The sequence below is a fragment of the Filobacillus milosensis genome (genome assembly GCF_004402015.1).
GTDB classification, from domain to species: Bacteria; Bacillota; Bacilli; order Bacillales; family Alkalibacillaceae; genus Filobacillus; species Filobacillus milosensis.
Genome location: NZ_SOPW01000018.1, coordinates 17418 through 37163 on the forward strand (window position 1 = coordinate 17418; position 19746 = coordinate 37163).

General features: G+C 35.1%; 19 protein-coding genes. 13 read left to right on the forward strand and 6 right to left on the reverse strand.

The features are described from left to right. Positions 1 to 14 precede the first annotated feature (14 nt). The 10 genes from E3U55_RS14080 (at position 15) to cysQ (ending at position 11815) form a co-directional block, all read left to right on the forward strand. Entirely contained in the window at positions 15 to 1532 is a 1518-nt protein-coding gene (locus E3U55_RS14080; protein ID WP_134341125.1) for a lipopolysaccharide biosynthesis protein, read from the forward strand. A gap of 29 nt (positions 1533 to 1561) precedes the next feature. Then, on the forward strand, positions 1562 to 2440 hold the full coding sequence (rfbA, locus tag E3U55_RS14085; protein ID WP_134341126.1) for a glucose-1-phosphate thymidylyltransferase RfbA: 879 nt from the start codon (positions 1562 to 1564) through the stop codon (positions 2438 to 2440). A 13-nt stretch (positions 2441 to 2453) separates the two neighbouring features. Further along, positions 2454 to 3020: a dTDP-4-dehydrorhamnose 3,5-epimerase gene (gene rfbC, locus E3U55_RS14090; protein WP_134341127.1), complete on the forward strand. Its 567-nt coding sequence runs from the start codon at positions 2454 to 2456 to the stop codon at positions 3018 to 3020. After that, the gene (gene rfbD, locus E3U55_RS14095; RefSeq protein WP_134341128.1) at positions 3017 to 3865 is read left to right on the forward strand and encodes a dTDP-4-dehydrorhamnose reductase; all 849 of its coding nucleotides are present in this window, start codon (positions 3017 to 3019) and stop codon (positions 3863 to 3865) included. Before rfbC ends, rfbD begins: the two co-directional genes overlap by 4 nt. A 2-nt stretch (positions 3866 to 3867) precedes the next feature. Further along, on the forward strand, positions 3868 to 4890 hold the full coding sequence (gene rfbB / locus E3U55_RS14100) for a dTDP-glucose 4,6-dehydratase (RefSeq protein WP_134341129.1): 1023 nt from the start codon (positions 3868 to 3870) through the stop codon (positions 4888 to 4890). 334 nt (positions 4891 to 5224) lie between these two features. After that, positions 5225 to 6364 carry an aminotransferase class I/II-fold pyridoxal phosphate-dependent enzyme gene (locus E3U55_RS14105; RefSeq protein WP_134341130.1) on the forward strand — a complete coding sequence of 380 codons (1140 nt, stop codon included), beginning with the start codon at positions 5225 to 5227 and terminating at the stop codon, positions 6362 to 6364. Between the two features lie 22 nt (positions 6365 to 6386). Next, positions 6387 to 7292 carry a sulfate adenylyltransferase subunit CysD gene (gene cysD, locus E3U55_RS14110; RefSeq protein ID WP_134341131.1) on the forward strand — a complete coding sequence of 302 codons (906 nt, stop codon included), beginning with the start codon at positions 6387 to 6389 and terminating at the stop codon, positions 7290 to 7292. 1 nt (position 7293) lies between these two features. Continuing rightward, positions 7294 to 9120, forward strand: coding sequence for an adenylyl-sulfate kinase (cysC, locus tag E3U55_RS14115; protein ID WP_134341132.1), 1827 nt, complete (start codon positions 7294 to 7296; stop codon positions 9118 to 9120). A gap of 92 nt (positions 9121 to 9212) precedes the next feature. Then, a complete protein-coding gene (locus tag E3U55_RS14120) occupies positions 9213 to 10991 on the forward strand; it encodes an SLC13 family permease (RefSeq protein ID WP_134341133.1) in 1779 nt (592 codons plus the stop codon). 20 nt (positions 10992 to 11011) lie between these two features. Further along, positions 11012 to 11815, forward strand: coding sequence for a 3'(2'),5'-bisphosphate nucleotidase CysQ (gene cysQ, locus E3U55_RS14125; RefSeq protein WP_134341134.1), 804 nt, complete (start codon positions 11012 to 11014; stop codon positions 11813 to 11815). Positions 11816 to 11836: 21 nt separating this feature from the next. Here the strand turns inward: cysQ and E3U55_RS14130 are convergent, their stop codons facing one another. The 3 genes from E3U55_RS14130 to E3U55_RS14140 all read right to left on the reverse strand — a co-directional run bounded on the left by E3U55_RS14130 (position 11837) and on the right by E3U55_RS14140 (position 13606). Continuing rightward, positions 11837 to 12598 carry a tyrosine-protein phosphatase gene (locus E3U55_RS14130; protein ID WP_134341135.1) on the reverse strand — a complete coding sequence of 254 codons (762 nt, stop codon included), beginning with the start codon at positions 12596 to 12598 and terminating at the stop codon, positions 11837 to 11839. 497 nt (positions 12599 to 13095) lie between these two features. Continuing rightward, entirely contained in the window at positions 13096 to 13398 is a 303-nt protein-coding gene (locus tag E3U55_RS14135; RefSeq protein WP_134341136.1) for a hypothetical protein, read from the reverse strand. A gap of 28 nt (positions 13399 to 13426) precedes the next feature. Next, on the reverse strand, positions 13427 to 13606 hold the full coding sequence (locus E3U55_RS14140; RefSeq protein ID WP_134341137.1) for a hypothetical protein: 180 nt from the start codon (positions 13604 to 13606) through the stop codon (positions 13427 to 13429). 265 nt (positions 13607 to 13871) lie between these two features. Here E3U55_RS14140 and E3U55_RS14145 point away from each other — a divergent pair, with 265 nt between their 5' ends. Next, positions 13872 to 15641: a stalk domain-containing protein gene (locus E3U55_RS14145; protein WP_134341138.1), complete on the forward strand. Its 1770-nt coding sequence runs from the start codon at positions 13872 to 13874 to the stop codon at positions 15639 to 15641. Positions 15642 to 15881: 240 nt separating this feature from the next. On the opposite strand, the gene E3U55_RS14150 is transcribed toward E3U55_RS14145, so the two are convergent. Then, positions 15882 to 16346: a hypothetical protein gene (locus E3U55_RS14150; RefSeq protein ID WP_134341139.1), complete on the reverse strand. Its 465-nt coding sequence runs from the start codon at positions 16344 to 16346 to the stop codon at positions 15882 to 15884. A 188-nt stretch (positions 16347 to 16534) separates the two neighbouring features. Here E3U55_RS14150 and E3U55_RS14155 point away from each other — a divergent pair, with 188 nt between their 5' ends. Together E3U55_RS14155 and E3U55_RS14160 are read left to right on the forward strand one after the other, a co-directional pair. Then, entirely contained in the window at positions 16535 to 17431 is an 897-nt protein-coding gene (locus tag E3U55_RS14155) for a DMT family transporter (RefSeq protein WP_228547579.1), read from the forward strand. Between the two features lie 68 nt (positions 17432 to 17499). Continuing rightward, positions 17500 to 17730, forward strand: a complete 231-nt coding sequence (locus E3U55_RS14160; RefSeq protein WP_134341140.1) for a hypothetical protein — start codon at positions 17500 to 17502, stop codon at positions 17728 to 17730. A gap of 12 nt (positions 17731 to 17742) precedes the next feature. Here the strand turns inward: E3U55_RS14160 and E3U55_RS14165 are convergent, their stop codons facing one another. Further along, positions 17743 to 18576, reverse strand: coding sequence for an alpha/beta fold hydrolase (locus tag E3U55_RS14165; RefSeq protein WP_134341141.1), 834 nt, complete (start codon positions 18574 to 18576; stop codon positions 17743 to 17745). 6 nt (positions 18577 to 18582) lie between these two features. Continuing rightward, the gene (locus E3U55_RS14170; protein ID WP_134341142.1) at positions 18583 to 19623 is read right to left on the reverse strand and encodes an SDR family NAD(P)-dependent oxidoreductase; all 1041 of its coding nucleotides are present in this window, start codon (positions 19621 to 19623) and stop codon (positions 18583 to 18585) included. Positions 19624 to 19746: the final 123 nt, after the last annotated feature.

Sequence of the window (19746 nt, forward strand, 5' to 3'; positions counted from 1 at the left end):
AGGTGTTTGATTTAATGATAACAAAAGCAATAGCAACTATTGAAAAAAAGATTGGTAAAACTAAATATGGAGCATTATTAACATTGGTGGGTAAATTGTATAGTGCATTTATTAGCTATACAACTTTAGTAATAATAGCTAGATTGTTGTCAGTAAATGATTTTGGAGTTTATACCTTTTTTGTATCATTAATTTCATTTTTGGTTGTAATTGGAAGTGCTGGCTCAGAGAATACACTACTATCTTTAACTTCAGAAAAGAAGAATAAAAGCCAAAAATCTTTTAGAAATACAATAGTTAGTATGTTTTTAATAGTTATAGTAGTTTCATCTATAACAATAATTATATTAATTTCTTCAAAAAATTTGGTAGATAATTTAGTTCAAATAAGTTATTATAGTGACATTTTAATTATTATGATATGGGCAGTGTTTTTTTACGCTTTAATTAAATATTTTAAAGCTCTGAATCAAGCTGAATTCCAATTTAATAAGGCAATTATTCCTGAGAATTATATTAGACCTACTCTTTTGTTTATTTTTATTGTTATTATTTTTTTATTTGATATTAACAACTTGATAAATATATCTATAAGTTATGTCTTAAGCTTCTTTATTACTAGTTTAGTAGTTTTATTTTGGCGAAGAGATGTTTTTCTAAAGAAAAATATAGAGTATTATTCATTTGATAGTAGTATTTTGAAAGTTTCGCCTTATTTTATGTTGATTCAATTATTAAATCAATTGAGTAATTTCATACCAGTGTTAATTATGGGTGTTTTTCTTACCGCAGATAGTATTGGTGTCTTTAGAGCTTCACTACAAACAACAATACTAGTATCATTTATTCTGGCTTCTATAAACATGGTTTTTGCTCCAACAATATCAAAACTATATAGTGATAGTAAGTTACCTCAACTCAAAAATTTTTATATTAAAACAACTAAGTGGACCTTTGCGATGGGGAGTTGGATTTCAGTAATAGTCATAATGAATGCGGAATTTATCTTAAATTTATTTGGTCCAGAATATAGAGAATGGAAATGGATTTTAATAATATTGACTTTTGGACAATTAATAAATTCTTTTACTGGATCTAGTGGATACCTACTTCTAATGACAAAAAATCAAAAATATATGCTTTATATAACCTTTTTTCAGATTATCACAGTAATAACATTGTCGGTTTTAACCGTAAATTATTGGGGCGTTTATGGTATTGCTTTATCTGTAACAATTGGTATAACTGTACTCAACTTATTACAGTTAATATTTGTTTACAAAAAGATTTATATTCACCCTTATAATATCAATTTTATAGGATTAATTTGTTCAATAAGTTTCACGTTGGTTATAGCTTTTACAATTAAATTTAGTTATTTTTCTCAACAAACACTGTTAAATACTGTTTTCCTCACAACTATAATTACTATAATTTATTTTGTCTTATTCTTTGTATTCGGTTTAACAAAGAAGGAAAAGCGTAATGGACTGTATTTTATTAAAAACTTGCTAAAGCTAGGTGTTACTTAAAGACAATTTAATAGAAAGGATTTTTACATATGAAAGGTATTATATTAGCAGGCGGAAGTGGAACTAGATTGTATCCGTTGACTATGGTTACAAGTAAACAACTATTGCCAGTATATGATAAACCTATGATTTATTATCCACTATCTACTTTAATGCTGGCAGGGATAAATGATATTCTAATAATATCTACTCCAGAAGATACTCCGCGTTACCAAGAATTATTAGGTAACGGCAACCAATTTGGAGTTAACTTAGAATATAAGGTGCAATCTTCACCAGATGGTTTAGCCCAGGCTTTTATTTTGGGAGAAGAGTTTATCGGTGATAGTTCCGTAGCAATGATTTTGGGAGATAATATTTACTATGGTAGTGGTATGAGACAAATTTTAAAGCGCGCAGCTAATAAAGAAACAGGAGCTACTGTTTTTGGCTATCATGTACCAGATCCAACAAGGTTTGGAGTAGTTGAGTTTGATTCTGAAGGTAAAGTCATTAGTGTAGAAGAAAAACCATCTCAACCGAAATCTAGCTATGCAATAACTGGTTTGTATTTCTATGATAATAGAGTTGTAGATATTGCTAAAAAAGTAAAACCCTCTGAGCGCGGTGAGTTAGAAATAACTTCTATAAACGAAGTTTATTTGAACAATGGAGATTTAGAAGTTGAATTACTTGGGCGCGGATTTACATGGTTGGATACCGGGACTCATCAAAGCCTTGTTGAAGCTACTAATTTTGTAAAGACAGTAGAAGATCATCAAGGTGTAAAAATAGCTGCTCCCGAAGAAGTTGCATTTATTAACGGCTGGATCTCTGAAGAAGAATTACGTGAAAGTGGAGATAAATTTAAAAAAACTGGATATGGACAATATTTATTAAAAGTTGCTAACGGTGAAATCAAATATTAAAGGGGGGTTATTGATGAATATTAAAGAGACAGATTTAGAAGGTGTGTATTTAATTGAACCTAAGGTATTTGGTGATCACAGAGGCTGGTTTACCGAAAGCTACAATAAAGTGAATTTAATCAAAGAGGGAATAGAAATTGATTTTATACAAGATAATCATTCTTTTTCAGCAAATAAAGGAACTTTGCGTGGGTTGCATTTCCAATTGAACCCAAAGGCGCAAACGAAGTTAGTAAGATGTACCAAAGGGGCTATTTTTGATGTTGCAGTTGATATTCGAAAAAATAGCAGTAATTACGGTAAGTGGTTTGGGATTGAACTAAATGAAGATAATAAAAAACAGTTATTAATACCTAAAGGTTTTGCACATGCATTCTTAACTTTAACGGAAAATGTAGAAGTTCAATATAAAGTAGATGAAGTTTATTCTCCTGAACATGATCGAGGAATATTATGGAATGACTCTAATATTGGCATTAAGTGGCCAATAAATTTTAACCCTATTTTGTCTGAGAAAGATCAAAATGCTCCTAAATTAGAAGATGCGGAAAATAATTTTTCTGTGGGGGACAAAACATGAAAGTCTTGGTCACTGGTTATAATGGACAATTAGGATATGATGTCGTCAGAGAGGCACGAAAAAGAAATATAAGTGTTATAGGTGTTACTCGTAATGATTTTGATATCACGAATGAAAATGACGTCAAGAGTTACATATACAAAGTTAACCCTACTGTAATTATTCATTGTGCGGCCTACACTGCAGTAGATCAAGCCGAAGATAACAAAGAGATTTGCTGGGATGTAAATGTGAATGGCACTAAATACATGGCTGAGGCTGCTAAGCTGGTTAATGCTCAATTAATGTATATAAGTACAGATTACGTTTTTGATGGTAATGGAAACACTCCACTTAGAGAAACAGATTCAACCGACCCTACAGGTTATTATGGCTTAACAAAATATGAAGGTGAACAGATAGTCAAAGAATTATTGGATCTATATTTTGTTGTTCGTATATCATGGGTGTTCGGCATAAACGGAAACAACTTTATAAAAACAATGCTTAAATTATCAGAGACTCACAATGAGCTAAGTGTAGTTAACGATCAATATGGTTCACCAACTTATACATTTGATCTGGCACGATTATTAATAGACATGATTCAAACAAACAAACATGGAATTTACCATGCTTCAAATGAAGGTTTCTGTTCTTGGGCTGAACTTGCAATGGAGATTTTTAAACAATCTAATATTAATACAGTTGTTAAACCTATTACAACAGAGGAGTTTCCCACGCGTGCTACTAGACCAAAAAACTCTCGCATGTCAAAAGAAAAACTAATGGATAAAGGGTTTGTTTCCTTACCTAATTGGCAAGATGCAGTTAAGCGTTATCTAAACGAGTTGGAAGAGGTGTGAACATGGGAAAGAAAAAAATTCTTGTTACTGGCGGTGCCGGGTTTATCGGTGGTAACTTTGTACAATACATGGTGAACAAGTACCCTCAATATGACATCTACAACCTAGATTTACTAACATATGCTGGTGATTTAACAAAGCACATAGACATTGAAACCAAAGAAAATTATCGTTTTGTTAAAGCTGACATTGCTGATCGAGACACTATCAATGTACTTTTCGAAAAAGAGCAGTTTGACTACGTCATCCATTTTGCTGCAGAAAGTCATGTCGATCGTTCTATTACTGACCCTGGGGTATTTGTAAAAACCAACGTTTTAGGTACACAAGTGCTGTTAGATGCTTCGCGTAAGATAAATGTTACAAAATTTGTTCATGTTTCAACTGATGAAGTATATGGTGAATTAGATTTTGATCCAACAACTTTTTTTACAGAGGAGACACCTATAAACCCAAGTAGCCCTTATAGTGCTAGTAAAGCTTCTTCAGATTTAATTGTCCATTCTTATTTTGAAACTTATGACTTACCAATAAATATTACTCGTTGTTCTAATAACTATGGTCCATATCATTTTCCAGAAAAGTTAATTCCATTAACAATATCTAGAGTATTAAACAATCAGAAAGTTCCAGTATATGGAGACGGTAAAAATGTTCGTGATTGGTTGCATGTGATTGACCATTGTTCTGCGATTGATTTAGTTTTACATGAAGGGGTTAAGGGGGAGGTCTATAATATAGGTGGACATAATGAGCGAACTAACCTTGAAGTTGTTAAAACAATCATTAAACATTTAAACAAATCTGAAAATTTAATAGAATTTGTAGATGATCGTTTAGGCCATGATAAAAGATATGCTATAGATCCTACGAAGCTTGAAAAGTTAGGGTGGATACCTAAATATAATTTTGATTCTGGTATAATTGATACAATAAACTGGTATTTAGATAATTTTGAATGGTGGGAAAAGATCTTAAGTGCAGATTATCAAAATTATTTTAAGAAACAATACAATCTTAATTAACACTAGTGAAGCGACATTATTAATTTATCGCAAACGTTAGAACATACAATACTGTATTAAGGGCTCAGGTTGTTGAGATAAACCCTTCTGCTAGTGTGACAATGCTAAATCAATTCTTATACCTGAAGTTGAATATGTAGACACTATAGAAGGTAAAAAATAGTGATGCTACTCTTATTCTAACTGAATGGGATGAAATTAAAGGATTAAATTTAGAAGTTTTTAAATCTATGAATTACCCCAGGAATTGAATATCATTCTATCGGACGTCCAAATAGTAACCAAACAGAGAGAGCAAAATAATTAATATTGTTATAATGAAATGAGGATTTACATGGAACGTGTTTTTCTATCAAGCCCTCACATGAGCGGAAATGAACAAAAATATATACAAGAAGCATTCGATCTGAATTGGATCGCTCCTTTAGGTAATAACGTCGATGGTTTTGAGAAAGAATTATCAAATTATAATTCAATTAGCCATACAGCTGTTTTATCTTCTGGTACGGCAGCTATTCATTTAGCATTAAAATTGTTAGGGGTGGAGCAAGGTGATACTGTTTTTTGCTCTACTCTAACTTTTGTAGCAACAGTCAACCCAGTCTTATATGAAAAAGGCACACCCGTTTTCATAGATTCTGAACCAGACACTTGGAACATGTCACCAGACGCATTGAAACGTGCTTTTGTCGACGCTGAACAAGCAGGTAAGTTGCCTAAAGCTGTACTCGTAGTTAATCTGTATGGACAAAGTGCTAAAATGGATGAAATTCTAGCGATTTGTGATGAGTATAATGTTCCTGTCATCGAAGACGCAGCAGAATCCTTAGGTAGCGAATATAAAGGTCAAAAGAGCGGTACGTTTGGTAAGTTCGGTATTTACTCATTTAACGGGAATAAGATTATTACGACTTCTGGTGGCGGGGCTTTAGTATCTAATGATGAACAAGCAATCTCAAAAGCAAGATTCCTATCCACTCAAGCTCGAGATCCAGCGCTTCATTATCAACATAGTGAAGTTGGCTTTAACTATCGAATGAGTAATATAGTCGCTGGTATCGGTCGGGGCCAACTTGAGGTATTAGATGAACGTGTTGCTCAGAAAAGAGCGGTATTTAATAGATATTATGATGCTTTTAAGGATATCACAGCCTTCAATTTTCAACCTGAACTTGAGGAAACTAAATCTAATCGTTGGTTAACCGCATTAACTATAGATTCTAAACTTACAAACGTTACACCAATAGAAATTATCGAAGCATTAGCTGAAGGAAATATTGAGGCGCGTCCGGTTTGGAAGCCAATGCACTTACAACCTTTATTTGAGGGTTCAACTTATTATTCTCATGAAGAAGGAAATAGCATATCTGATCAATTATTTGAAAATGGGTTGTGCTTGCCATCTGGTTCGAATATGAGTGTTGAAGATCAAGATAGAGTGATATCTATTATAAATACATTATTAAAAAAATAATAGAGTTACAGGAGGAATTATGATGAAAACACAAGAGTTAACTCACCTCGACCAACTCGAGGCTGAAGCGATATACATAATTCGTGAAGTAGCTGCAGAATGTGAAAATCCTGTGATGCTTTATTCAATAGGTAAAGACAGTTCTGTAATGCTTCATTTAGCCATGAAAGCTTTTTATCCTGAAAAACCACCATTTCCTTTCATGCATGTCAATACGACTTGGAAGTTTAAAGAGATGATAGAGTTTCGTAATCGTAAAGCAAAAGAGTTAGGAATTGAAATGATTGAAGTAATTAATGAAGAAGCTGTTGAACAGGGAATTAACCCTTTTGATCATGGCTCAGCTTATACTGATATAATGAAAACACAAGCTTTAAAACAAGGATTGGACAAGTATGGGTTTGATGCTGCGTTTGGTGGCGGACGACGTGATGAGGAAAAATCTCGTGCGAAAGAACGTGTCTTTTCTTTCCGTAATAAAAATCATGCATGGGATCCAAAAAACCAAAAGCCTGAAATGTGGAAGCTTTATAATACTAGAATTAATAAAGGTGAAAGTATGCGAGTCTTTCCACTTTCTAATTGGACCGAGAAGGACATCTGGCAATATATAAGAAAAGAGAATATTGATATTGTTCCGTTATACTTTGCCAAAGAACGTCCTGTGGTTGAACGTGATGGTAATATTGTCATGGTTGATGACGACCGCATGAAATTAGAGCCTAATGAAGAAGTAAAAATGAAAAAGGTTCGCTTTCGTACATTAGGTTGTTACCCTCTTACTGGCGGTGTAGAGTCTGATGCTGACACGTTAGATGAAATTATCGAAGAGACATTAGGGGCAGTTTCATCTGAACGTACAAGCCGTGTGATTGATCAAGAAGCAGCTGGTAGTATGGAACGTCGTAAGAGAGAGGGGTATTTCTAAGATGAAGAGTCTACTAAAATTTATCACTTGCGGAAGTGTAGACGATGGTAAATCAACCTTAATTGGTCACATGTTATATGACGCCAAGCTATTATTCGCAGACCAAGAGAAAGCATTAGAGCTTGATAGTAAAGTGGGCAGCCGTGGTGGAGAAATTGACTACTCTCTTCTTTTAGATGGTTTAATGGCAGAAAGAGAACAAGGAATCACAATTGATGTCGCTTATCGATATTTTACAACTGATAATCGTTCGTTTATTGTGGCCGATACGCCGGGCCATGAGGAATATACACGTAACATGGCAGTTGGTGCATCCTTTGCAGATTTAGCTGTGATTTTAGTCGATGCCACAAAAGGTGTTATTACTCAAACAAAACGACATGCTCGCATTTGTTCACTTATGGGGATAAAACATCTAGTATTAGCAGTTAATAAAATGGATTTAATAGACTTTGATGAGAAAAGGTTTGCTGAAATTAAAAAAGATTTCTTGCAACTCACTCATGGATTCAATATTGAAAGTGTGCAAGTCATTCCTGTTTCTGCAACTGAAGGAGACAATATAACGACTAATTCGGAAAACACTTTATGGTACGATGGCATGCCACTTTTGCCTTATTTAGAAGGTGTTGATGTTCAAAAAGATAATAAATTGGATGACTTTATTATGCCAGTTCAACGAGTGAGCCGACCAAACCACACATTCCGTGGTTTCCAAGGGCAAGTTGAAGCGGGTAATATTTCTGTTGGAGATGAAATTATTACTCTACCAAGTCAAGAAAAAGCTAAAGTCCAAAGTTTATTAGTAACCGATAAAGAAGTAGATTCAGCCATTGATGGACAGCCAGTAACTATCCAGTTAGATCGTGAAGTAGATGTATCACGTGGGAATGTTCTAACGACATCTAAACAAATGCAAAGTGCGGATATGTTTACCGCAACTATTTTATGGATGGATGATACAAAGCTTGTTCCTGGTAGAAACTATCTTGTAAAAGTAGGTACGAAAACTTTACCAGGAACAGTCATGTCCATTAAACATAAAATCGACATTAATACAGGTAAACAAATCCCAGCAGATCAAATCTTTAAAAATGAACTAGTTGAATGTGATATATCATTATCTGAAAATATGGTTTTTGATACATTTGAAAATAATGAAGCATTAGGTGGACTTATCTTAATTGACCGAGTAAGCAATATGACTTCTGCTTGTGGTGTCATTGAACATTCTCTTCGTCGATCAACTAATGTTGTTTGGCAAGAGACTGATATTACAAGAGATATTCGTGCACAGCAGAAGGGGCAGAAGCCATTAACACTATGGTTCACTGGGCTTTCAGGTTCAGGTAAGTCAACTTTAGCTAATGAAGTTGAAAAACGGTTAGTGTCGACTGGTCACCATACCATGTTACTTGATGGAGATAATGTTCGTCATGGCCTTAATAAAAACTTAGGGTTTAAAGAAGGCGATCGTGTTGAGAATATCCGACGTATTGCAGAAGTATCAAAGCTAATGAACGATGCGGGAATTATTACATTGACTTCATTTATTTCACCTTATGAAAGTGATCGTCATAGTGCGAGAGAAGTTATTGGTGATAGCTATATTGAAATTTATGTCAGTACACCTCTAGAAGAATGTGAAAAGCGTGATGTTAAAGGGTTGTACAAGAAAGCTCGAAATGGAGAAATCCCTAACTTTACAGGGATTTCTAGCCCGTATGAGAAGCCTGTTAATCCAGAAATTGAAATTGATACCAGTCAATATTCGTTAGAAGAAGCTACAGATTATGTCGTGAAGCAAATTATGAAGTATCTCGATTAATGTATAAAAGCTACTATCTATTATATTTGGTAGTAGCTTTCTTTATAACTATTTAAGTAAATCTTCTTAAGTTTAGAAATGGAGAATTCCATATGTCCTTAGAAATGATATTTGTGTTAGTCATGGTTGTGGCTATGTTAACTGGTTTATTACTAGAAATTGCAAGGCCTGATATTGTTGTATTTTCAGTTCTTGTTGTCTTTTTACTTTCAGGTTTGTTAACGCCTGAAGAAGCGCTCAAAGGCTTTTCGAATCAAGGGATGCTAACGATTGCCTTATTATTTATCGTGGCTGGTGCAGTTCAAAAACACGGAATAATCGAAGAGAGCATGAAAAAGTGGTTAAATAAGAGTAAAAATCTTAGGGTATCTATGTTTCGTTTCTTTTTACCTCTTCCATTTTTCTCAGCATTTTTAAATAATACACCCATTGTTGTTACGTTTACTCCAATTATAAAAAAATGGTGTGAAGAAAGAGGGATAGCGCCTTCAAAAATATTAATTCCTTTATCATACATAACGATTTTAGGTGGAACGATTACATTAATTGGCACTTCGACCAATCTCGTCGTACATGGGATGTTGTTGGACTATGGCTTTGAAGGTTTTTCCTTATTTCAGTTTGCAGTCGTAGGTATACCCATTACTATTATTGGTTTTATATATTTATTTACTTTTGGTTATCGAAATTTACCTAATCATTTAGGGTTTCGAGAACAGGTTATGGCAGATTCAAAAGAATACATCGCAGAAATGACTGTACTATCGGACTTTTCTTACATAAACCATACTGTACAAGAGGCAGGATTGAGGGACCTTAAAGGGCTATACTTAGTAGAAATTATGCGTGGAAAAGATAGAATATCGCCCGTTCGTCCCACAACCATTATTCAAGAAGGTGACCATTTAATATTTACCGGTCTAATTTCTACAATCGCTGACCTTCAAAAGATAAAAGGTTTATCATTAGAAACAGGTTCAGACTTGGATTTAGAGGATCTAAAAAGTGGAGATACTGAATTAGTAGAAACTGTTGTATCTCATCAATCTTCGCTTTTAGATAAATCAATTAAACAAGCTCAGTTCCGATCAAGGTTTGATGCTGGGGTATTAGCTGTCCATCGTAATAATGAGCGTATTAAAAGCAAAGTTGGGGATATTATTTTGAAACCTGGCGATACTTTACTTTTACTAGCAGGTTCAGATTTTATCCGAACATACCAACAATCAAGTGACTTTTATGTTGTGTCGTCACTAGAAGCCCCCACTAACTTAAAAGAAAACCAGAAAAAAGGTTGGTTTTCAATTGGTGTACTTATTTCTATGATTCTATTAGTAACACTAGGTTGGTTGAGTATGTTTAAGGCAATGACATTAGGTGTGTTTTTATTAATCTTAATGAAAATCATAACACCTGAAGAAGCTAAAAATTATGTTCAGTTTCATATTTTATTATTAATTGCAAGTGCCTTTGGAATTGGAACAGCCATGACAAAAAGTGGGCTAGCTGAATGGTTAGCTACTGGTCTATTATCATTTGGTAAACCATTTGGAATTTTTGTGATATTGATTGCTCTATATTTATTAACTAATTTTTTTACTGAAGTGATTACTAATAGTGCTGCAGCTGTATTAATGTTACCTATTGGATTAGAGGTAGCTTCAGCATTAGATGTCAATTACATGGGAATTGCAATCATTATAGCGATTGCAGCTTCAGCAAGTTTTATTACACCCATTGGGTATCAAACGAACTTAATTGTTTATGGCCCTGGTGGTTATAAATTTAGTGATTATATAAAAGTAGGTGTGCCATTAAGTGTGTTAGTTATGGTAACAACAGTAGTCATAGTTAATTTTGTGTGGTTCTAATATTTTTGGAAGGTGATTAAATGAAACATGTTAATTTATATGATTTATATAAAGTAACTATAGATGCAGGGAAAGAAATCTTAGGTGTATACGGACAAGACTTTGACGTTGAATTTAAAGATGATGATTCACCTCTCACTCAGGCTGACCAAAGAGCTCATCATTCCATAATGAAAGGGCTCAAAAAAATTAATTCCAGAATTCCAGTACTAAGTGAAGAGGGACAAGAAATTCCATATGAAGAACGTAAAGATTGGAAGGAGTTTTGGTTAGTTGATCCACTAGATGGGACAAAGGAATTTATTAAGAAGAACGGTGAGTTTACAGTCAATATTGCATTGATCGAAGGTGGATATCCATCAGTAGGTATGATTTATGCCCCAGCATTGGATACATTATATTTTGGTGTTATCGGAAAAGGGGCTTATAAGTTAGAAAAGGCTGCTAGTGCTGAGGTAATGAATGAAGAAAAATTACTTCAAAAAAGCGAACCATTGCCTGAGCTGAGAGATAGCTCAGTAACTCGTGTGGTTGCTAGTAGGTCACACATGTCAGATGAAACTGAAGCTTTTATTAAAGAACTGGAAACTAAGCATGAAGTGGTAGAAGTTGTTTCATCTGGAAGTTCTCTTAAATTTTGTTTAGTAGCTGAAGGGAAAGCAGATTATTACCCAAGATTCGCTCCAACTATGGAGTGGGACACAGGAGCTGGCCAAGCTATAGTTGAAGCTACTGGTGGTAAAGTCATTAGGTATAAAGATAAAGAACGTTTTTATTATAACCGTGAAAACCTATTAAATGGTTGGTTTTTAGTAAAGAGTTAATTTAATTAACTGTATCTCCTATTATAACAAGTATAGTAATTTTTTATTTTTTAGAGAATGTGGCTCATGCGAAACTACATGCTTCCCATCCTCTAACAGTAAAGAATTTTTTTTAAAATAATTTATGGGAGGTTGACCAAACTTTTGTTTAATATTCGCTAATGCATTATTTATGAAGAAGCCACGAGAGCTTATATTATGTGCATCCGAAGCGATAAAATGAACTAAATTTGCTTCAATTAACTTAAAACTTAACTTTTGGATTTTTTTACCGAAATTACCGGCAACACTGCCAGCAGTTACTTGGGATAATGCCCCATTAATAATTAAATCGTATAGAATATTAGGTTTATGCAAAATCTCTATATTTCGCTCGGGGTGTGCAATAATCGGTTGATACCCAGCTAATTGTAGTTTAAAAAATACATCTTTGGTGTAGTGAGGTACTTGTGTTGATGGAAACTCTATTAAAACGTATTGGCTTTCTCCTAAAGTCAATACGTTATTTTGTTTTAGAAGTTCTGGTAAGTCCATCCTAATTCTAACTTCTTGTCCAACACGTACGTTAAGATTAATATGATTCTCTTGAAGTAATCTATTTAACTCTTTTGCCTTAGTATATACAAGATTTTTGTCATATATATAACGCTGATTATGGTGAGGCGTTGCATAGATTATGTGGATCCCCTCATTAACTGCTGCTTTTGCTATATCAAGGCTTTCTTCTATTAAAGAAGCTCCATCGTCTAACCCTGCTAATATATGACTATGAATGTCGATCATTTTATTACCTCCTTAAAATTATAATATTAAATTGTATGCGAAAAGATAGGAAGCATTCTTAGGTTAATAGATTTTTTAATTATTAGTGTCAACAACGGTTTGAATTTCCCTATTGAATATTGCCATGAGCTAGAGCAACTATTGTCACCTTTTAGAGCCACTCCGGATATTTAATAGAGCTATATTACATAAAGAAAGCCACTACCTTTCAGTAGTGACCTTTATTGATTAAATTTATTATTTGGAGTTTTTATTTTATTCATTATGTCAATGAAGACCTATTTTTGTTCTTGAAGAAGCGTTTATATTTAAGACATTTAATACGATCAAAGTCATGATTCATCGTTTTACCTCTTTTCAATAATTTTAAATCTGGAGACAATACAATAATCTAGTTTAATAAGTTTCATTGTCATACAAGCAGAATGTGTGTTTTTAAAACGTAAGAAACGTAATAACAGCCATCACCACCAACCGGTGATGGCCGTACTTTTACACTACTCTATATCAATATACTCCGTCAACACTGGCTTTAGCTTCCTTTTCACTTCCTTCCCCCAACCTCTGACAGCATCAATGGTTGTTTGTTCTTCTAGTGCTATAAGTTTTAGAGGTTTATCTTCAATAATTCGTTTTTGGACATAAGTCCACTGCTTGTCCGTTAATTCCTCTTTAACTTTGAACCAAAACGATGGATCAAATTCGTTATAGTTCGGAATAATGGTTGCATGATCGTTAATAAGTTCTGCTGCAACCTCGTGATTCATTACGCGTGCACGTTTTCGAATCTCGTCAATCATGCGGCTTTTGATCGTGATGTAGGCTAATTTAGGGAAAGGTTTGGTAGTCCTTATATTTACGATAAGCCTCGAATAATGCGATCAATCCTACTTGATAGAATTCGCCATCTTGGTCTTTAATGTTTAGCTTATAGATGATGTGGTAAATCATTGGTTTGAATTTTGTTATAACTTCATCAAATCCTGTTTCCATTTCATTGACATACAACTAATCTCCCCTACCTTATCGTAAAGGCCGGCCATTATATCATGTGAACGTTCCAAATAGATTATAGAATTAAATCCCAAATTTGTCATCTATTTTTATAAAAATTTTCAGAATTTATTTTTATTGCTAGATTTGTGCAATAATTCTCGTTAAGATATCAGCAAAACTCTTATACTGGTTAACTTGCATCTCTATTCATATTTCATCCCTCCCTCGAATACCTATAAAAGGTATTTCCAATTTAGTGGAAAAGGGAGGAACTACGGTGAGAAAGGTTTCAAAAAAAGTTTTTACAGTTTCTCTAAGTTTACTTATGGTTATAGGTGGGTTTGGAGCGACAAATGTGTTTGCAGGTGAATGGATGGATGCGGTGAATGGGTATGAGGAAAGTGAATTTGACGCATCTGAGGTTCTAATTGAAACAAACAAAAACAGAGCGGACGGTTATTTTATTACGCAGGATGGAGCGATGTGGGGGTTCGGTGCTGAAGATATAGCTGACACAAGGTGGAAGCATTATTATCCAGAACGTCCTCGACCACCAAGAGGAACCGTACACCCAATTTACGGTAACATGAAAGATATGGATGACGAAATAGTTTTAACAAAAGATGGGGAAGTTTACGTATGGGCATATATTGCTGGCGGTGATAACTATTTACGAGGTGAGTATGACCCTGACGCCTATCATCCGTACTGGCCAATGACAAAAGTCCCTGGTCTTCCGGAGAATCTTGTACAGGTGGAGCATCCTGGTTTCGCTTACATAGCGTTAGCAGCTGATGGGAAAGTTTACGGCTGGGGTAAGAATCAGGCCGGTGTTTTATTAAAAGGAGAAGATAAAGACATATATAAGAAACCAATCGAACTAAACTTTCCAGAACCAATTGATAAAATTGTTGTAGAGGGAGAAAGTAGATGCTTTGCTATTAGTGATTCTGGAAGTGTTTATGCATGGGGAGGATCTGATCATTTATCTTACCCTGATCATGACTTTTATAGCAGTCCATACAAGGTCACTTTTGACGGAGAAAGCGATGTGAAAATTGTTGATGTTGCCGCACATCACCGCAGAGCTTACTTTGTTTCAGACGATGGGAAAGTTTATGTGACAGGTCGACATGGTCATATGCTAGGTTTAACGAAAAATGATAAGATTTTAAACCTGCAAAAAGGTACGCCAATTCCTAATCTTAACAATGTGGTGGATGTGGCGGCTGGCGATCACGGAGCATTCGCTTTAACAGAGGATGGAACGATTTATTCATGGGGCATTAATGAGTGGGGCCATCTGGGTAGAGGAATTGAAGATCAGGATTATAAAGATGGTACTCCAACCCCAATCGAAGGAATTCCAGCTATGGAATCTGTCGATGCTCACGACTTAGGTATTTTGGCTTTGGATAAAGAAGGTAACTTATGGGGATGGGGACGTAGTACGCATACACTTGTGAATGGTGAAAGGTACGAAGGTCCGTTTTATTCGCCACATAAAATTTTTGATGTAAAGACAGTTAGACAATTGTATGCAGAGGAATTTGCGCTTCAGGATGGTTTTGATATGGAAGAAGTTAGAGAACACTGGGGCCAAAATGGTGTTGACCAGTTCATGAAATACTTCAAGTGGGAATGGATCAACCCAGGGACAAATACTCAAGCGATTATGACTGAATTTCACGAGTGGATGGGTGGTTCAACATTAGATGGTGGAGTTATTGTTAATGGTAGAACGTTACTTCCATTAAGAAGCATTTTTGAAGCAGTTGGTGCAAAAGTAACTTGGGATAATGCAACTAAAAAAGTTGGAGCTACAAGGGGTAATATAACTATCGGTCTTCAAATTGATTCAACCGTCGCTACTTTCAATGGTGCATCTATCACTTTAGATACTCCACCACAAATCATTAACAGCAAGACTATGGTACCTGTACGTTTCATTGCTGAATCGGTTGGTGCCGATATAAGCTGGGATCAAGAAAACCGAATTGTAACTATCAAGTTGGACGGTCAAGAGTTAATTATAAAAATAGAGTAATAGAAGAGAAAGCTATGGTGGGGGAGCCCATCATAGCTTTTTTGGGTTAATTAACTGGTGGGTAATGCTTGATTTTTAATACCAAATGCTTAATTCGGATTTGGTCATGCTTGAAATAGTTTAGTTGATGTTTGATATTTTTAGGTATCGCTTGATAAATTTATTTTAACGCTTGAAATATGACATTATTTTATAATGAAGACTTTAGTTGTGCGCTCCGATCACCGTACTAATGTCTTTTTATTTAAAAAGATCTTCAACACCACCGTTTTCTGCGTCAACTTTATACCAACCATATGTTGCGGTGTGTGAATTGCCTTCTTGTTCAACAACTTCGTACACATTGAAGATATAGTCCCCATCATTGTTTTTATGATCCATTTCAACTTTATACTTTGAATCTTCACTAATACGTAAACTTTGTCGAATAGTAGCTTCGGCTTTCTGTTTGGTCATTTCATCATCTGATGATTTTTCTTGGTTTGATGAATTTGCCTCTTTTGAGTTTTCTTGATCTAAATTTTTCTTTTCTTTAGGCTGTTTGTTTTGTGAATTGGATTCCTTTTGATTATTCGACTGTTTATTAGTCTCATCTTGATTTTCAATGATTAAGTTAGTCGCTTCAGATATGTCACTACTAAAATAGTACCCCATACCTCCAATCATAAGAAGTGCGCCTAATGTTAACGATATTGTTTTTAACAATTTTAGTCCTCCCAAATTCCATTTTTATAATAAGACGTACAATATATGTGTTACGTGACAGTTTATATTCATAAAAGTGAGTGAACGGAAAGATGTACAGGTGGTCTCAAATAACATTAATCCCCTAATGAAATTTATACATGTTAATATAGTGATATAATTATTAGCAATAAATCTAGGAGAATTTCATGCAATCGATAGACAAAATAATGAAGCAAAAATCAATGCAATGGATTCTTATTCTACTAATTACTCTGATATGGGGTTACTCATGGATCTTAATGAAAGATGCGCTTCGTTACATGGGGCCGCAAACCTTTTCAGCATTGCGATTTGTAACAGGTGCTGTAGTAATGATGTGTATTGTGTGGCTATCACGAATTGGGAGACCGCCTCGATCTGCCATACCTCACCTTGTCGTTGTCGGGATTTTGCAAACAAGTGTCGTTTTCACATTAGTCATGTATGCCCTGAATTTTATTGATGCTGGAAAATCGTCGTTATTATTATACTCCATGCCTTTATGGAGCGGATTGTTCGCAGCAATTTTTCTTAAGGAACCTATATCGCCCGTACGCTCAGGAGGTATCGTGTTTGGAATTACAGGTCTTTTAATTGTCATGGGTGCAGATGCTCTAAGTCATCAGACAGCAGATGTTATCATAGGGGAATTACTCATTGTCTTATCAGCCGTTTCATGGGGTGCTTCGAATATTTATTATCGACTTAAATTAGGTCATTTGTCGAAGTTTCAAGTGAACGCTTATCAGATGCTCTTTGGAACAATTGGAATAGCATTGGTCGCATGGGTCGCTGAAGGCGGGGAGCCAATTGTGTGGTCAGTAGAGAGTATCTATTATGTCGCATTTACAGGTGTATTGGCGAGTGCACTTTGTTTCACGGTATGGTTTATGTTAATTGGTAATCTTGATATGGTCAGTGCGACGATGCCTTCGCTGTTAGTACCTGTATTTGGGTTGTACTTTGGATGGTTGTTATTAGGCGAAGTGGTTACTATTAGTGTGATGATAGGTTCTGTTCTCATATTAAATGGGGTGTTTTTGTCGAGCTTACGAAAAGGTTGAAGGTGGGGACGAAATGAGGCAATAAATGGTATAATGTATATCTAATATTATATTTTGAGGTGATACCATTGGGTAAATCAAGAGCGAAGAAAATTCGAGAAAAAATGCAACGAGAAGGGAAGCGGAGTCCTGAATTAAGTAGAAGCCCTTTTGCTTTTACTGATATGAGGACAAGAAAAACGAAAACTAAAAAGGATATGTTATATCGTACCAAGCATAAGAACCAACTTTCCAAAGATGGAAGAGATGGTTCTTTTTATTTTGGCTATAAAAATAGCCAATACAAGTTCATGTATTGACTATATATTAAACTAATTAGATACTTTTCTGACTCTCTCTAAGTTCACCTGTTGATTCATAAACCCGATCGTCAGTTTATTAAACATCTCCGGTTTCTCGATATTACACACATGTCCACACTCTGGAATTTGTACAAGTTCTCCATAAGAGTCATTCTCTAGAAATTCGTTCAACTTACTAATAAATAAGTAGTCCTCAGATCCAGAAAGGTAGAGTCTCGGAATGCTAGATTCATTGACTCCAATTGGCGTTCTTGTAATATCGTTCGCGAGAGAGAACCATTTTAAAAATGCATGGCTCCCCATTTTTTTAGCTTCTCGAATGAAGATCCATCTTGCTTTTTTATGGTGTTTTCGCGGCATAATCACATGTGCGAAAATGGCGTAAAGCCAGATATAGGGTAGAACCTTCTTCAGATAATTTCCCGCTTTTAATAGCATTTTGGAAAACCAGTTAAACTCTGTAATTGCGCCACCTAATACGGCTGATGCGATTCGGTTCGGATACTGTTGGATCATTTGATGAATAATAACCGAGCCTAATGAAATACCAACAAGGTGGGCTTTTTGAATATAGTGATGGTTGAGCACGTCCATAATCATATCCGCACAGATTTCAAATGAATTGTTAAACTCCCATTTGGCTAAAGGCTCATTCGGATAGTGCCCAGGTAAATCAATGGTAATCACATTGTAATGCTCAGTAAATGATTCGATTTGTTTTTTCCATATAACTGAATTTCCACCTAGGCCATGTAATAAAACGACCCATGTATCATTTAAAGGGTTATCATGTTTATACATCTTATGATGAAGTAGACGCTGGTTAGTGGAGATGATTCTCACCTCTTTTTATCTATTTATAAAACCGTCTATAATTCGAAGGAGTGTGTCACGATCCATCGCTATACCATCTTGGTTAGCTTGTTGTAATAGTTCGCGCGTGTTGTTGTCTTCGAATGTGACCGACGTGTTCAGGTATTCTTTAAAGACTTCAATAGGTTTGTTCATATTGATTTCTTCTTGTGTTAATAGGTGCGCATCCTCATTAGGAATGAGCTCAACCTGGTCAAAGTCTAAACTATGGGTAATAGCTACGAATACGGCTTTGTTTTGTGGCGGATTAGGGTTAGTGATATTGTAAACCGTCTCTGGTTGACCGTATGTTAAACCTAGCACGAGCACCTTCACCACATAATCAACAGGTACAAGATTCGATACTGAATCTTCGTCTAGAACCAATCGATAAGTTTGGTTGTTTTGACTGCGCTCTGACTTTTTCTTCAAGATTTCAATCGTACGAATAATGCCGTATAAACCGAATGTTGTATCGGCTTCGCCTGTTTCTGAATCCCCAATAATAATCGATGGTCTCATAATTAAGACCTCGAATTGATTTTTGTACGTCATGACAAGATGTTCAGCCTTAGCCTTACTTTCTTCATAAGAGTTACGAAACTCTTGTGACTTAGGGTAAAGGGATTCCTGACCTACATCTCTTGTACCGAGAGTATAAGCTGTGCTTACATGAATGAATCGCTTGACGTTGATATGTTGAGCGAATTCTAGAGCGTTTTTAGTTCCGTTGACATTCACATGAAAAAGCTCGTCCCGCTTGGATTCATCAAAAGAAAGTAGCGCGGCTGTGTGATAAATTGCATCGATTTGACCGTTTAACTCTTTTATTTTTTCCTCTGCAAGCCATAGGTTTTCTTGGGTTAATTCACCGATTAGGGGCGTAATATCATTTTTATATTCATGAAGATTATTTAATAAAGCATCTGCTTTTTGTTGACTACGAACTAATAAATAGACGTGGTGACCTTCTAATAGAAGTTTTTTAGCTAGTTGTGTGCCTAAAAAACCGGTCGACCCAGTGATTAAAATACGCATGATATCTCTCCTGGATTTTAAATATAGATAAAAACACTCTCACCATTATAACGGTAAGTTAAGTGGTCCGACAACTAAAATTCGAAATTAATTGGTGACAATTGTGTGTTTATTTATGGAAAA